Raw genomic sequence first — 14,913 nt, 5'->3', positions numbered from 1 at the left:
CGCGTTCGTACCCACTGTAGAAGACGGAACAGCATAAATTAGCTGGTTCTGGAACTAACCCGTCAATATAATCTGTTTTATTCGCGGTTCCGTCATTATACGGGTCGGCGGGCGCTCGGTGGCTTCCAGCCGGGACCCCTGGAGTCGGGCGGCGTCCGACGCGAGCGTCGGTCGGGGGAGTGAGAAGACTGAATAACGGCCTTCCAGAACCGTGAATCCATGAAGGACGGCGAACTGGATTCCGTCGACAGACGCATCCTCTACCACCTCCAGCAGGACGCACGACGGACCTCCTCCAGCGACATCGGCGACCGCATCGGCGTCTCCGCGAGCACGGTCCGCACGCGCCTGAACAAGCTCGAGGAGAGCGGGATCGTCCGCGGCTACAGCGTCGAGATCGACTACGACCTGGCGGGGTATCCGCTCTACACGAAGATCATCTGTACGGCGCCGGTCCCCGAGCGGGGGGACATGACCCAGCGTGCGCGCGACGTTCGCGGCGTCACGGCCGTCCGCGAGATCATGACGGGCAAGCGCAACGTCTACGTGAACGCGATCGGCGAGGACCACGACGACCTCAACCGCATCACGGAGCGCCTCGACGAGCTCGGGCTCGAGATCGTCGACGAGCAGCTCATCCGCGACGAGTACGTCTGCCAGTACCACGGCTTCCTCGACGCCGAGGACGACGAAGCGCTCGACGAGCGGGTCGTGGACGAGACCACGTCAGAGGAGTAAACGACTCCGGTGAGGGGGCCAGCGTCGCCACGGCTCGACGGGAATGGTGTCGAGCGACAGCTATCCGAGGTCGAGACGGTGAGTCGTGCGCTCGGCGTTCGGTGTACTGGGTGGCTCGGAGAACGGAATGGTGGCCCGCGAGAGCCACTGCGTCGAGCGCGCGAACGCGCCGGGGGTGGTCTCGCGTGACGCCGTGGTCGCGGCGTCGTGGCCCACAGGGTATGACTGCCGTGGATTCTCGCCGCGTGCGCGGCGACGGTCCTGGGCCGACTCAGCTCGCGACCTCCGCGAGACGGTCGGGCTCGACGTCCGTCGGTTCGGTTCGAGTGCGTTCCATGCACGCGAAGCGAGTTCCCCGCCACCTAAAGTGCTTCTGGACAAACACACCCGAAGTCCTAGAAGAACGTAATACACGAGCTATTTGTACGAATATACCCACTCAAACAATCACTTCTGAATCAAAAAGCCGTACGTTCGCTTGGCGGAACGTGGTTACTGGAGGCAGTGCGCGACGACGCGGAGCATGCGGTCGCCGTGGACCTCGTCGGCGAACAGCGGCACGCGCTTGACGTCGTGGCCGCGGAAGACGTCCTGTGCGCGACCGAGCGCGCCCTGCTGGACCGACCAGCGCTGCTGGCAGAACTCGCAGTCGTCGAGGTCCGGCGTGACGAACTCCGTCGCGTCCACGTTGTTGGTGACGTCCGCGAGGTCCTCCATGACCTTGTTCACGACGACGGTGTCGTTCGGAATCGAGTAGTCCTGGAGCTGGCGGATGAGGCGCTCGCTCTCGATGACGCTCATCTCCTCGGGGATCATGACGACCCGGAAGTCCGTCCGCGTCGGGTCCTGGAGGACCGCGCGGAGGTCCTCGATGCGGTCCGCGAGCTCGCGGAGGTCACCCATCGCCGCCTCCTGGTCGTCGTCGTCTCCGAACATCCCCATCATGCCGTCCATGAGGCCGCTGAGGCGTTCGCGGAGCGAGAGCATCCGGCCGACCATCGAGTCCATGACCTCCGGGAGTTCGAGCAGGCGGAGCGTGTGTCCGGTCGGTGCGGTGTCGACGACGACGCGCTCGAACCGCGGGTCGTCGATGTACTCGAGGAGCAGTTGGAGCGCCGCCGCCTCGTCCGCGCCCGGCATCGCCCCACCCATCAGCGACCCCATCGGGTCGTCGCCGCCGAGCAGTTCGCCGAGCCCACCCATCGGACCGCCGGCGCCGCCGTCGTCCCCGAACGGCCCGCCGGCGTTCGCGCCGCCGGCCCCCGGCGCATCGTCGCCGCCGAACGGGTCCTCGCCTCCCTGACCGCTCCCGCCGGCGACGCCGAACGCGTCGATACCCTCCTCGGCGGCGACCTCCGGGTCGATCTCGGCGCCCCAGAGCGGGACGTCCTCGCGAACGCGCCCGGGCTTGGCCGGGACGTCCACGCCGAGGGTGTCCGAGAGCGAGTGCGCCGGGTCCGTGGAGACGACGAGCGTCTTCGTGCCGTCGCTCGCGCTCGCGAGCGCGGTCGCCGCCGCCATCGTCGTCTTCCCGACACCACCCTTCCCGCCGTAGAGCACGTACTCCGGGGCGTCGACGCCGTCGAGCGCCACGTCGTCCGTCGTCTCCGTTACCGGCTCGTCGCCGGCGTCCTCGACGACGTCCACGTCGATGCTCGACGACCCGTCACCGTTTCCGTCCTCCTCCGCGACGTCCTCGTCCGCGACCTCGTCGACCGGCGAGACGTCGATGTCACTCATACGCGGCCGTTCGCCACTCGGACTTGTGTACTTCCCGGTCCACGGCCGATGTTCGATAGCCGACACGTACGGCCATATTCAAGGGACGACAGGACGATGGTACGAGCCGACCGATGGTCGACGTCACGACGACGGTCGGGTTCGCGTACCTCCTGACCGGGACGTCGCTCCTCGTCCTCCTCCGCGAACCCCTCCAGCACCCACAGAAACCCGGGAGCGTCGGGTTCGCGGTCGCCATCGTCGGCGTCGCACTCTGGCCGCTCGCGCTCGGCGCGAACTACTTCGTCGCCGCACTCGACGTCTCGATGGCGCTCTGGAACCTCCGACTGCTCGCCGCCGCCGTCATCTCCGTCGGTTGGTTCCACCTCGCCGTCTCCCTCACCACCGGCGAACGCCTCGCCGCACGACTCCGCGCCCCGTTCCTCGCGTACGTCCTCGTCGGGCAGGCCGTCGCGTGGACGAACCCCTGGCATCACCTCGTGCTCGACCCCGCGACGACCGTCGACGGGACCCTCCTCGTCCCCGTCGACGGCCCCTGGTTCTGGGTGCAGGCGGCGGTCAACTACGGCCTCATCGTCGGTAGCACCATGCTCCTCGCCGGCGAGTGGCTCCGGTCCACGGGCGTCCGGCGGAAACAGGCCGGCATCCTCGCGGTCGCCGTCGTCCCGCCGGTCGCCGCGAACCTCGTAACCATCTTCGGCGTCGTCGACGTCACCCACGACCTCACGCCGTTCGGTCTCGTCGGTAGCGGCGTCCTCCTCTCGTGGGCGCTCTACCGCGTCGGCTTCCTCGACGTCGTCCCCATCGCTCGCGACATCGCCATGGCGGACATGCGAGACGCCGTCGTCACGCTCGACCGCGAGGACCGCGTCCTCGACTCGAACCGTGCCGCCAAACGCCTGTTCGACCCGCCCGCGGACCACGTCGGCCGACCCGCCGAGGAGTTCTTCCGGAACGTCACGCCCGCGACCCGCGAGCGGTTCGCGGACGTCACCGACGTCGACACCGAACTCACGACCGAGGTCGACGGGCACGCCCGGCACTTCTCGATGTCCATCTCGCCGGTCGCCGACGGCGACACGACCCTCGGCCGCGTCCTCGTCCTCCACGACATCACCGAGATGAAACACCGCGAGCGCGAACTCGAGGAACGAGAGAACCAACTGAACCTCCTCCGCAAGGTGCTGTCCCGGGTCCTCCGCCACAACATCCGGAACAAGCTCGTCACCATCAGGGGGAACGCCGCGGACATCCACGAGCGGTCCGACGACGCGTTCGCACGCGAACGCAGCGAGTGGATAGCCGACGCCGGCGACAGCCTCCTCGCCATCAGCGAGAAGGCACGCACCGTCGAATCGATCGTCGACGACGCCGACGACGCGGTCCGGCTCGACCTCGCGGACGTCGCGGCGCGCGCGGTCGACGAGTACCGCGAGGACTACCCCGAGACGACGTTCGCGGTCGACGCCACGGCCGCACCGACCGTCCGCGCCATCCCGGGACTCGAGACCGCGGTCGGTTACCTCGTCGAGAACGCCGCCGAACACAACGACCCCCCGGATCCGCGAGTGACGGTTCGCGTCGCCGCGACCGACGACGGGCCGGCGCTCGCAGTCGTCGACAACGGCCCCGGTATCCCCGACCACGAACTGGACGTCCTCGGCGAGAACGAGGAGACCGCACTCGCGCACAGCGACGGCATCGGCCTCTGGGTCGTCAAGTGGTCCGTCGACGCCTCGAACGCGACCCTGACGTTCGACGTCGACGACGGCGGCACCACCGTCACCGTCGCGTTCGACGCCACCGCCGCTGGCGGCTGACCGACCACCGCCACGGACCACTGACCGACCGCTACGGACCACTGACCGACCGCCGCGGACCACTGACCGACCGCCGCGGACCACTGACCGACCGCCGCCGGCGATTGACCGACTCCACTTCTCTCGACCGGGTTCGCGTGGACTCGAAGCGGTCCGCGAGCCGTTCGGCCGCGGTCAGTCGAAGTACGCGGCGAGTCGTTCGGCGGCCTGCTCGACGCGAGGCGTGACGAGCGCGAACCGCAGCCAGTCGTCGTACGCGTCCCCGAACGCCTCGCCCGGCATCCCGGCGACGCCGGCCTCGTCGACGAGCCGTTCGACGTTCTCCAGGGTCCCCGGGAAGCCATCGAACCGCGCGAGGACGTAGAACGCACCGTCGGGGACGGTGTACTCGGCGCCGGCGGACTCCAGCGCGCTCGTGAACGCGTCGACGCGCTCGCGGAGCAGCTCGCGGTTCGCCTCGTGGTACGCCGGGTCGGTGTCCCGGAGCGCGCGGTACGCGGCGTGCTGGCCGGGCCGCGTCGTGGCGACGTTCACGAGCATGTGCCGGCTCTTGGCGTCCTCGACGAGGTCCTCGGGGAATATCGCGTACCCGACGCGGAGGCCGGTCGCTGCGAACGTCTTCGAGAACGAGTTCGTCACCACGCGGTGGTCGCTGTCCACCGAGAGCGCGCTCACGAACGACCCCGAGAGGTCGTAGTGGTCGTACACCTCGTCGCTCACGAGGACGGCGTCGTACGCCTCGGCGATGGCGACGAGTGCCTCGACGGTCTCTCGCGGATACACCGCACCGGTCGGGTTGTTCGGCGAGTTCACGACGATAGCCGCGAGGTCCTCGCTGGCGGCCTCGCGGACGCGCTCGGGGTCGAGCTGGCCGTCCGCTTCGGCGGGCACGAACACCTGCTCGCCGCCGAGCATCGTCGTCTTCCCCGGATAGTACGGGTACACCGGGTCGGTGAGTAGCACGTCGCCACCGGGGTCGCGTTCGAGCGCCCGCGCCATCGCGAGGTAGTTCGCCTCACCGCCGCCGTTCGTCACGACGACCTGTCCGGGGTCGACGCCGCGCCTGTCGGCGATCTCCTCGCGGAGCCGCGCGAGGCCCTCGCTCGGCGCGTACTGGAACCGGTCGGCGTCGAAGTCAGCGTACTCGCGGAGGCCGTCCCGGAGCGCTTCGGGCGGCTCCCAGTCGGGGTTCCCACTCACCATGTCCACGACGTCGCGGTCCGCGTCGCTCGCGTACGACATGACGTGGAAGAAGAGCGGCGTCTCGTACTCCATACGTTGCCCTGCGAGCGCCCGTGGCCTGTAGCTTTCGGCGCGACCGAGGACTCGTCGTGGCACCCAACCCCAACGAGAACCGGTCGGGTCGCCCGCCGCCATCGAACGCCAAACCGGGACCGCTCCGGCCGCGTTCGTGGAGAGCGTTCAAAACCCCCGCGGCCGAACGCTCGGGTATGACCGGAGACGAGGACGCGGCCGGGTCGACTCCCCACCCGCTGTCGGCGCGCGTCGGCGAGACGCTCCGCGAGCGCGACGCGACGGTCGCGGTCGCGGAGTCCTGCACGGGCGGGCTCGTCGGCGCGCGCGTGACCGCGGTCCCCGGCGCCTCGGACTACTTCGAGCAGGGCGTCGTCGCGTACGCGTACGGCGCGAAGGAGCAACGTCTCGGCGTGAATCGAGAGGCGCTCGACGAACACGGCGCGGTCAGCGCGCCCGTCGCCCGCCAGATGGCCCGCGGCGTCCGCGACACGGCGGACGCGACCTGGGGCGTCGCCACGACCGGCGTCGCAGGCCCCAGCGGCGGCACCCCGGAGACGCCGGTCGGCACCGTCTACGTCGCCGTCGCGTACGCCGCACCGTGGGGGAGCCACGAGTCGTTCGCGACCGCGACCCGCCACGAGTTCGACGGCGACCGCGCCACCGTCCGCGAGCGGACCGTCGACGCCGCGCTCGACGCCCTCCTCGACGCCATCGCCGACGTCGGCGACTAGCCCCCGACCACGGCGAGCGCCGGACGAACGTCCGACAGACTCGGCACCGAGGATGCAGACTTAAGCCACAGCAGTCGACACTGAACGCGTATCGAATGAACAAGAAGGGTCACCTCATCAACGGCGCGCTCCTCGGCATCGGACTGCCGTTCATCACCGCGCCACTCGGCGACCAGGCGAGCGTGCAAGCCGACCTCCTCACGCTCGGCATCGAGATCGCGAAGTTCTTCCCACCCATCGTCCTCGGGGCACTGCTCCCCGACATCGACACCGAGTTCGGCAAACACCGGAAGACGCTTCACAACCTCCCGCTGCTCGCAGTCGCCATCCTGTACGCCCGACAGTTCGGGAACCTCGAGTTCGTCTGGATCGGCATCGCCACCCACTACGTCCTCGACGTCCTCGGGAGCAAGCGCGGCATCGCGCTGTTCTACCCGTTCTCCTCGAACGAGACCGGGTTCCCCATCGGCGTGACGACGACGAGCGACTGGGCGGACCTCATGACGGTCGTCATCACCGCGTTCGAACTCGCCGTGTTCGCGCTGTTCGCACTCGTCATCTTCCCGAACTTCGACTTCCAGCTCTCCGCCGTCGAACAGGCAATCGGCACCCTCCGGTAGCCGACGGCGACCGCTCGCTCGAACGCGAGTTCAGTAGACCGCGACGTCGTCGAACCGACCGCCGTACAACAGATGCCGGGGGTGCGTCGGCTCGGTGCCCTGCAGGAATATCCGGTCGACCTTCTCCCACGTGTTCTCGAACCCGAGGTGCGCGAACTCCACGAGCTTCCGGGCGCGGTGAGCGAGCGACGACCGGCGGCCGACGCGCCGCGGGACGTCCGCCGCGAACGCCGAGACGACCGCCGCCGCGTCCGAGAGCTCGTCGTCGAACGCCGTCCACACCTCGCCGACGCTCCCGGGGACGTGCGCGTACGACGACCCGAATGGCGCGACGTCGAAGTCCGCGACCAGCTGCTTCGCGCGGCCGGCCCACCCGCCGAGTAGCTTCGGGTTGTACGCCTCGACGGCCGCGACCTGGTCGCTGTACCGCTGGATCTCCTCGTACCCGAGACTGACGTTCAGGAACGTCGGATGCGGAACGAGCACGACGGCGTCCTGCCGGTCGAACTCCCGCATCGCGCCCTCGAGCGTGATGAAGTCCGGGACCGGCTCGGAGAGCCCGAGCGCGAGCACGTGCCGACGATGCCGCCAGTCCCCAGTGAACACCTCTCGAGCGGGCACCACGAGCAGTTCGTCGTCACTGAACCGCGCCGCTTTCTCCCGGATCGTCGGCAGCTGCTCGAAGTGCGGCGCGTACACGATCGCGTCCAACCCACGGCGCTTCGCGCGCTCGACCACGTCCTCGTCGAGCACCTTGACGTGCGCGTCCACCCGGAACTCGTCGACCCCCATATCACTCGGTCGAACCCGCGCCGGTAGCATAAGCGCGACGAAACCGCGAGCGGACGCCACCGAGGTTTTTGTCGGCGTCGGGTGAACCCGGAACCGATGTCGACGAACGATCCGTCGCCGCTCGGCCTCGCCGTCCTCTGGCTGGCCGCGACCACGGCCCTCGCCGCGCCACTCGCGCCGACGGACGCCGTCTCGGTCCCGCTCGGTTCACGCTCCGCACCCGCGCTCGTCGTCATCGCCGCGACCGTCGGCGTCGGCACGCTCGCGGTCGTCCTCGGCGTCTCCCGTCTCGGCGCGCCCATCGAACGCTGGAGCGACCGCGTCACCACCGCCGCGGTCGTCGGCGTCCTCGCAGCCTTCCTCGGCGCCAGCGCGCTCGCCCCACCCGACCCGCTCACGCAACTGCTCGTCGGCACGCCACTCGTCGGCCTCTCGCTGCTCGCCGCCCACGCAGCCGTCGCGTTCGACGTCGACGAGCGCGTCCGCTCGCTCACCTGACGACGTCGCTCGGACAACCTTCAAGACGACCACCGTCCAAGGGAGAACCAACGAATGGCCTGGGAATGCGGAATCGACGACTGTGGTGCCGTCTACGACACGCCCGAGGACGCCATCGTCCACCAGACCAACGACCACGAACGCCGCGAGTGCAAGGTCTGCGGGACCGTCGTCCCCGACGGCTACCTCGCCATCCGGCACGCGTTCAGCGAGCACACCCGCGCCGAGTACGTCCGCGCCTACGGCGCGAGCGCCCAAGAGGTCCGCGACCGCGAGGAGATCAGGAAGCAGATAGAGGCGCAAGCGGACCTGAACGACGTCGTCGAACGCCTCAACGGCGACGCCCACCCGTAGCGATCGGAGCGTCGACGCCCACGCAGACAACGACGACGGCCACCGCTCACGGCGCGATTCGCACGGGAGAGAACGAGTGCGCGTCGACGGAACCGACTACCGTTCTTCGCTGCTCGCGGGTCACGCCGCTCCCCGCTCGCCGCTACGAGGAACGGTTCGCTACGCTCACCGCTCCTCGCTGTCGAGCACCCGGATCTGGTCGCCACGCACCGTGACCGGGATCGGGACGGTCGCCTCGTACAGCTCGACGGTGACCTGGTCCTTGCCCTCGTCGATACGCTGCACCTGCGCCTTCTCGCCCTTGAACGGGCCCGCGATGAGCTCCACGATGTCGCTCTCCGCGATCCCCTCGACGTCCGGCGTCGGCGAGAGGAAGTGCTCGACCTCGCTGATGTCGGACTCCCCCGGGATGATGCCTCTGGCGTGGGGAATCTCCTCGAGCGTGCGCTCGATGATACCGGAGTCCTCGGCCTCCACCATCACGTAGCTCGTCAGCGAGTCCGGCGCGAGCGCCGCGTGGATGTCCTCCATCTCGCGGTTCATTATCATGTCAGCGACCGTTCGTTCCTGGCTCGCCGTGGTCTTGACAGCGTAGATCGGCATGTGAGATCACCAGGGGGCGAGCGCGGCGCTCGAAGCGGCGTCTTGGATGAACGAGACGACGAGGAAACCCATGAGCTGTGCGATGATGAACCCGAGGATGCCGACGATGACGATGCCGGCGCCCGCGATCTTCGCGATCTGGGAGAACTCGGTGTAGGACGGGGTGCTCGCCAACTTGAGCACGCGAACGTACGACGAGAGCTCCGTCGGTAATTCCATGCGGGTCGATTCGACACGCTCGCTTTTCTATCTATTGCATTGCCCCGGCGCGGCCGCCCGGACCGGCGGTCCGCGCGGTCGAACCCGACGGACGAACGGCGTCGCCGTCGTCGACCGAGCGGTCGCTAGACGGCCGACCGACGAGGAGGAATGGAGTCGTCGACGCGAGCAGACGAGTCGATCACTCGATGAAGTCGATGTCGCTCCCGCCCTGCTGCATCTGCTCGCGCTGCGCGCTCGGCTGCGAGGACACCTGAGTCTCGCTCTCGTCGCCGTTCCCGTAGATCTGCGGCGAGTCCACGCCCGTGACGACGATCATCGTCCGCATGCGGCCTTCGAGGGACTCGTCGACGCTCGTCCCCCAGATGATGCGGGCGTCCGGGTCGATGCGGTCGTATATCTCCTCGACGACGCCCTCGGCCTCCTCGATGCTCATGTCGTTCCCGCCGGTGACGTTCACGAGCGCGCTGGAGGCACCGGAGATGTCGACGTCGAGGAGCGGCGACCGGAGCGCGGACGTGACGGAGTCCTTGGACTTCGCGTCGGAATCGGATTCCCCGAGGCCGATCATCGCGACGCCGCCGCGTTCCATGACGGTGCGGACGTCGGCGAAGTCGAGGTTCACGAGCCCGGGCTTCGTGATGAGTTCCGTGATGCCCTTCACGGAGCGCATGAGGACCTCGTCGCTGACCTTGAACGCCTGCTTGACGGGGAGCTTCCCGACGGAGTCGAGCAGGCGGTCGTTCGGCACGACGATGACGGTGTCGGAGACGTCCCGGAGTCGCTCCAGGCCGGCTTCGGCGTTCGTCCGCCGGACCTCGCCTTCCGCGGTGAACGGCGTCGTGACGATACTGATGGTGAGCGCACCGGCTTCGCGTGCGGCCTTCGCGACCACGGGCGCGGAGCCGGTGCCGGTGCCACCGCCGAGGCCGGCGGTGACGAACACCATGTCCGAGCCCTCGATTGACTCGTATATCTCGCTCTGGGATTCGAGCGCCGCCTCCTCGCCGACCTGCGGGAGCGACCCGGCGCCGCGACCGCCGGTCTTGTCCTCGCCCATGAGGATCTTCGTGTCCGCCTCGATTTCGTAGAGGTGCTGGACGTCCGTGTTCGCGGCGACGAGCTTCGCGCCCGTGATGCCCTCCTCGTGGATGCGGTTGATGGTGTTCCCGCCGGCACCACCGCATCCGACGACCGTGATGTTCGTCTGCAGGTCCTCGAGGACGTCCTCGAGCTGGTCGTCCGTCATGGTCCCCGACTCCCGCGACGGGGTCGCGTCGCGGGTCTCGTCTCCACCCTGTCGACGCCCGGGGTCCTCCCCGCCTTCGGCCTCGTCTATCGCGTCTTCGACAATCGAATCCATCCTTGACCCTCATTATTCTATGGAGGGTAATTACGTTTCCCCTCTCTGTCAGACGCCCGCATGACGGAAAATTCGCGGGGAACGCGAGCGCGGTAATCGCCGCTTACCGACCGAGACCTTAGATATCGAACACGTCCTCCTGGTAGGTTGTGACGTCGTCGGGCCGGACGCGCTCGCCGTCGACCTCGACGGCGTCGCCGTTCGCGAGCCGCCCGAACTTCGGGCCTTCCGGGACGCCCTCCTGGCGTGCGCGCCGCGGGTCGAACGCCTCCTTCGTCGCGACCACGCGCCCGTCCGCTTGGCGAACGTCGTCGTAGTCCTCCTCGAGCGCGTCGACGAGCGCGTCGACGAGCGCGTCGTACGCGCCGTCGTCGGGGAACGCGGCGCGTCCACGGACCTGCGACCCGCCGTTGCGCGTCCCGAACGCCACGGTCTCGCGTTCGACGAGCGACCGCGTGCGCTCGGCGTCGACCGTCCGCGCGACCTCCAGGAGGTCGTCCGGGAGCGCTCGTGCGACCCAGTCGTCGCCGTCGGCGACGCGCCGGTCCCCGAACCGGACGCCGTCGGCGACCGCCCCGAGTTCCGCCTCGACCGCGGCGACGGCGTCCAGGTCGCGATCGTCGACCTCGCGCAGCCACGTCTCGCTCACGACGCGGTACCCGAGGGCCTCGACGACCGCCTCGAGCGCCGGTCGCGTCCCCTCGACGAGCGCGTGCTCGGCGTCACTCGCCGCGAACGCCGCCTCGACGACGTCCCGGTGCGCGCCGGGGTCACCCATCGCGTCCAGCCCCCAGTCCGCGGCGACGTGCCCGACCGTCCACGCCGTCTCGCGGACGACGCGCTCGAACCGCGGGACGTAATGCCCGCCACCGAACCCGACGACCGACCGGTCGCCCATCACCGACCGGTCGTCGGCGTCCGCCGCCTCGGTCCCGTCGTCGACGAGCTCGCCGAGGTCGAGGGTTGCTCGCGCCACCGCCTCGGCGCCCGCCGGGTCCCCCCACTCGTCCTCCCCGCTCCCGAGTTCCACGAACAGCGACGGACAGCCGACGTCGGTCGGCCCGTGATGCGTGCACTCCATCCCGACCTCGTACCCGTCGGGCGCGTACTCGTCGAACGACGAGAGGAGCGCCGCCTGCGCGCCCGGCGCCGCCCGCGCCACCGCGTTCGACTCACCGCCGTACTCCGCCGGCCCGAAGTTCCCCGTGAAATGCGCCGTGAGGAGCGGCCCGGTCTCGCCCGAATGCCGCGACGCGAACGCGAGCAGCTCGGGCGACGACGAGAACGCACCCGCAACCGCATCGAGCTCGAGATGCAGGCCATCGAACTCCCGCAGCTCGAACGGCCCGTGACGGTACACCACCCCACCACCAGCGCCATCCGACCGCGACTCATCCACCGACGACTCCCACTCGACGAGCCCCCGCAACTGCTCGCCGACGTGCGCCGACGCCTCGTCAGCCCGACTGACGACGATTGCGATCACGACACCACGTACCCGACTCACGGCCAAGAAGGAGTCGATTCGCCACCACCAACCGGCGTCCTCGCGGACGCCGGATGCTCGTGCGAGCAGAACAATCACACTGGAACCGGCGTCCTGGCGGACGCCGGATGCTCGTGCAGGCAGTCAGTCCGCCCCTTCTGCGGGCGCACTGCTCGAACCGAACGCGTCCCGGGCGGTGGTCGCGCTCTGGACGAAGATGGCCCGGACGTCGCGGCGGCGGCTCCAGAACAGGCCGAGCGCGAGCGCGAGGTAGACGACCGTGTACGCGTGGAGGATGAGCATACTGAGTTCGGTCTCCGCGGCGTGACTCGTCGTCGTGAGGATGACCGCGTACTCGGCGACGACCTGCGAGACGAACAGGACGAGCAGCACCATGGCCTCCCGGACCGAGATCTGGAAGTTCGTGATGATCGCGATGGCGAACAGGCTCTGGGCGGCCGTGATCCAGATCTCCGCGGTCTGCTTCGAGTCGAACGGCAGCGTCCCGACGTCCCCCGCGGCGATGGAGTAGACGACCGAGAGCGTGCCGATGAGGAGCGTCCACTGGTTGAGCTTCGAGGAGATGAGCGCGTTGAACCCGGCCGTCGACCGCGCCTTGTTCACGAGGTACGCCACGACGATGAGTTCCGGGCTCTCCGAGGCCAGTGGCGCGACCCACTGAATCATGAAGAACTTCGGGATGCCGTAGTCCACGCCGATGAGCTCCAGACCGTGCGCGAACGGATGGACCGCAGTGTAGATCATCACGCCGGAGTACACGAACAGCGTGATGGAAGCGGCCGTTCGGACCGGGAACGACCGTTTCTGGAGGTACGCGGGCACGCCGACCTGTTCCTCGTGGTCCTCGACGTCGCCGCGGACGATTATCGCGATGTACGCGACGTAGAGCCCGACGAGAACGAGCGTGTCGACGATGTCGATGCCGCCGAACAGTGGGACGGCGAACGCGAACGCAGTGGCGAGCAGGAGGAACACGATCTCGAGGCCGAGGTCGCGGTCCAGATGGACCTTGTTCGCGAGGAAGCCGTCGCCCTCCTTGACGGACGGGTCCTTGCCGCTGCCGGCGCGGTAGACGGTGAACAGCGCGATCCCGGACCAGCCGAGGCCGATGAGGATGCGGTTCGCGCCCGTCATGTTCGCGACGGCGAGGTTCGCGTCGTTGCAGGCGGCCGCGAGGCCGCTCTCCGCGTTCGAGATGGTCTCCGCGCTGAACTGCGCGCAGGCCTCGGCCGTCGCGCCGCCGGACCCGGCGCCCCACGCGTAGAGCGCGTCGACGGCGTACTCGGGGGCGACCGCGAGCACCGCCAGCACGGCGATCGCGAACGCTCGCGGGACGTCCTTCTCGGCGGTCTCGGCGCCCCACGCGAGCATGAACGACGCGCCGAGCACGGCGACGCCGCTCACCGCGACTGTCGTGAGGTTCCCGAGGCCGATCGTCTCTGGGCCGCCCAGGAGTTCCACGCTCACCCAAGGGACGGTGAGGAGCGCGGCGAAGGCGAGGGCGACCAGCGGGTGACGGAGCCGGTCTTTGAGCATACCTGAACGTCCGTGAAAGTACAAGTAACCCTTGCGGTTTCGGGAGACAGGCACGCGAGGGCGTCGCACGGAGCGTGCCGGAGGAGTCGCGCGTTGTCGGCGTCGGCTCGGGGTGTGCGCTCGCGGTCGGGTGCCCGGGTCGGCGGGCTTTTTGTGGTGGGTGCGCGAACGCTCCCCCTAAGGCATGTTCGAGCACGTACTCATCGCGACCGATGGGAGTGACTGCGGGACGCGAGCGGCGCGCGCCGGCGTGGAGCTCGCGGGGACGTACGACGCGACGGCGACGGTGGTCGTCGCAGCGGCTGGCGAGTTGTCGACCGCGGACGCGGAGTCGGTCGTGGAGGACGTCGCGGAGATCGGCGCCGCGTCGCGGGTGACGGTGCAGACGCGCGTGGCGAGCGAGCAGCCGCGTGCGGCGATACTCGAGGCGGCCGAGGACGTGGACGCGGACGTCATCGCGATGGGGCGACACGGACACACGAACCTCGAGGAGCGGCTCCTCGGGAGCGTCACAGAGCGCGTGCTCCGGGCGACCGACCGCGCGGTCCTGACCGTTCCGGGGCGAGGGAGCGGACTCGGGGACTACGAGGACGTCCTGATGACGTCCGACGGGAGCGACGCCGCTCGCGCCGCCGTTCGCCCAGGTACGGATATCGCGTCGACGTACGGCGCGGTCCTGCACCTGCTCTCGGTGGTCGACGTCGCTCGCGAGGCGGGGCCGTTCAGCGCCGGTGGCGTCGGCGAGGCGTACGTCGACGACCTCGTCGCCGACGCCGAGCAGGAACTCGACGTGTTCGCGGCGGCGTGCGAGGAGTCCGCGCGCGACGCTTCGGTCGACGTCGAGCAGGCGGTCCGTACGGGCACGCCGTCCGCGGAGATCGCGGCGTACGTCGAGGACGCGGGCGTTGACCTGGTCGCGATGGCGTCGACGGGCGAGGGGTCGCTCGCGGGCCAGTTGCTCGGGAGTACGACCGACCGCGTCCTTCGCACCGTCACGGTCCCGGTGCTCGTGGTCCCCGGCGGCGACTGACCTCCCGACCGCATCACTCCCCCGGCGAGGGACGTCTCGACCGACTCGTCCGTCGACTGGTTCATCCGTCGACATCTTCAGCCATCGACCGAGTCGTCCTGGCGG

At 69.2% G+C, this 14,913-nt stretch carries 15 protein-coding genes; 7 read left to right on the top strand and 8 right to left on the bottom strand.

What is annotated here, in order from left to right:
- Window positions 1-219: 219 nt before the first annotated feature.
- Window positions 220-738, top strand: a complete 519-nt coding sequence (locus tag SM754_RS04330) for an Lrp/AsnC family transcriptional regulator (protein WP_323674974.1) — start codon at window positions 220-222, stop codon at window positions 736-738.
- Between the two features lie 492 nt (window positions 739-1,230).
- Here SM754_RS04330 and SM754_RS04325 read toward each other — a convergent pair whose 3' ends face one another.
- Window positions 1,231-2,478 carry an ArsA family ATPase gene (locus SM754_RS04325; RefSeq protein ID WP_323674973.1) on the bottom strand — a complete coding sequence of 416 codons (1,248 nt, stop codon included), beginning with the start codon at window positions 2,476-2,478 and terminating at the stop codon, window positions 1,231-1,233.
- Window positions 2,479-2,591: 113 nt separating this feature from the next.
- On the opposite strand from SM754_RS04325, the gene SM754_RS04320 reads away from it, so the two are divergent.
- The gene (locus SM754_RS04320; protein ID WP_323674972.1) at window positions 2,592-4,298 is read left to right on the top strand and encodes a sensor histidine kinase; all 1,707 of its coding nucleotides are present in this window, start codon (window positions 2,592-2,594) and stop codon (window positions 4,296-4,298) included.
- Between the two features lie 174 nt (window positions 4,299-4,472).
- Here SM754_RS04320 and SM754_RS04315 read toward each other — a convergent pair whose 3' ends face one another.
- The gene (locus SM754_RS04315) at window positions 4,473-5,573 is read right to left on the bottom strand and encodes a pyridoxal phosphate-dependent aminotransferase (RefSeq protein WP_323674971.1); all 1,101 of its coding nucleotides are present in this window, start codon (window positions 5,571-5,573) and stop codon (window positions 4,473-4,475) included.
- Between the two features lie 176 nt (window positions 5,574-5,749).
- On the opposite strand from SM754_RS04315, the gene SM754_RS04310 reads away from it, so the two are divergent.
- Together SM754_RS04310 and SM754_RS04305 are read left to right on the top strand one after the other, a co-directional pair.
- A complete protein-coding gene (locus SM754_RS04310) occupies window positions 5,750-6,286 on the top strand; it encodes a CinA family protein (protein ID WP_323674970.1) in 537 nt (178 codons plus the stop codon).
- 95 nt (window positions 6,287-6,381) lie between these two features.
- Window positions 6,382-6,906 (top strand): metal-dependent hydrolase, encoded by a 525-nt coding sequence (locus tag SM754_RS04305; RefSeq protein WP_323674969.1) that lies wholly within the window; start codon window positions 6,382-6,384, stop codon window positions 6,904-6,906.
- A gap of 30 nt (window positions 6,907-6,936) precedes the next feature.
- On the opposite strand, the gene SM754_RS04300 is transcribed toward SM754_RS04305, so the two are convergent.
- Entirely contained in the window at window positions 6,937-7,698 is a 762-nt protein-coding gene (locus SM754_RS04300) for a PHP domain-containing protein (protein ID WP_323674968.1), read from the bottom strand.
- Window positions 7,699-7,794: 96 nt separating this feature from the next.
- Here SM754_RS04300 and SM754_RS04295 point away from each other — a divergent pair, with 96 nt between their 5' ends.
- Window positions 7,795-8,196 (top strand): hypothetical protein, encoded by a 402-nt coding sequence (locus tag SM754_RS04295; protein WP_323674967.1) that lies wholly within the window; start codon window positions 7,795-7,797, stop codon window positions 8,194-8,196.
- A gap of 54 nt (window positions 8,197-8,250) precedes the next feature.
- A complete protein-coding gene (locus SM754_RS04290) occupies window positions 8,251-8,550 on the top strand; it encodes a DUF7565 family protein (protein WP_323674966.1) in 300 nt (99 codons plus the stop codon).
- 165 nt (window positions 8,551-8,715) lie between these two features.
- On the opposite strand, the gene SM754_RS04285 is transcribed toward SM754_RS04290, so the two are convergent.
- From SM754_RS04285 to SM754_RS04265, 5 genes are all read right to left on the bottom strand, one after another.
- The gene (locus SM754_RS04285; protein ID WP_227131645.1) at window positions 8,716-9,153 is read right to left on the bottom strand and encodes a transcription elongation factor Spt5; all 438 of its coding nucleotides are present in this window, start codon (window positions 9,151-9,153) and stop codon (window positions 8,716-8,718) included.
- A 6-nt stretch (window positions 9,154-9,159) separates the two neighbouring features.
- Window positions 9,160-9,372, bottom strand: coding sequence for a protein translocase SEC61 complex subunit gamma (locus tag SM754_RS04280; RefSeq protein ID WP_227131647.1), 213 nt, complete (start codon window positions 9,370-9,372; stop codon window positions 9,160-9,162).
- 181 nt (window positions 9,373-9,553) lie between these two features.
- The gene (ftsZ, locus tag SM754_RS04275) at window positions 9,554-10,735 is read right to left on the bottom strand and encodes a cell division protein FtsZ (RefSeq protein ID WP_323674965.1); all 1,182 of its coding nucleotides are present in this window, start codon (window positions 10,733-10,735) and stop codon (window positions 9,554-9,556) included.
- Window positions 10,736-10,853: 118 nt separating this feature from the next.
- Window positions 10,854-12,221 (bottom strand): D-aminoacyl-tRNA deacylase, encoded by a 1,368-nt coding sequence (locus SM754_RS04270; protein WP_323674964.1) that lies wholly within the window; start codon window positions 12,219-12,221, stop codon window positions 10,854-10,856.
- Window positions 12,222-12,365: 144 nt separating this feature from the next.
- On the bottom strand, window positions 12,366-13,778 hold the full coding sequence (locus SM754_RS04265) for a calcium:cation antiporter family protein (protein WP_323674963.1): 1,413 nt from the start codon (window positions 13,776-13,778) through the stop codon (window positions 12,366-12,368).
- Window positions 13,779-13,962: 184 nt separating this feature from the next.
- Here SM754_RS04265 and SM754_RS04260 point away from each other — a divergent pair, with 184 nt between their 5' ends.
- On the top strand, window positions 13,963-14,808 hold the full coding sequence (locus SM754_RS04260; protein ID WP_323674962.1) for a universal stress protein: 846 nt from the start codon (window positions 13,963-13,965) through the stop codon (window positions 14,806-14,808).
- Window positions 14,809-14,913 lie beyond the last annotated feature (105 nt).

Origin of the sequence: Halorubellus amylolyticus, from assembly GCF_034808145.1 — an archaeon.
Classification (GTDB): Archaea; Halobacteriota; Halobacteria; order Halobacteriales; family Natrialbaceae; genus Halorubellus.
This window is presented reverse-complemented; position numbering and strand designations above follow the sequence as displayed.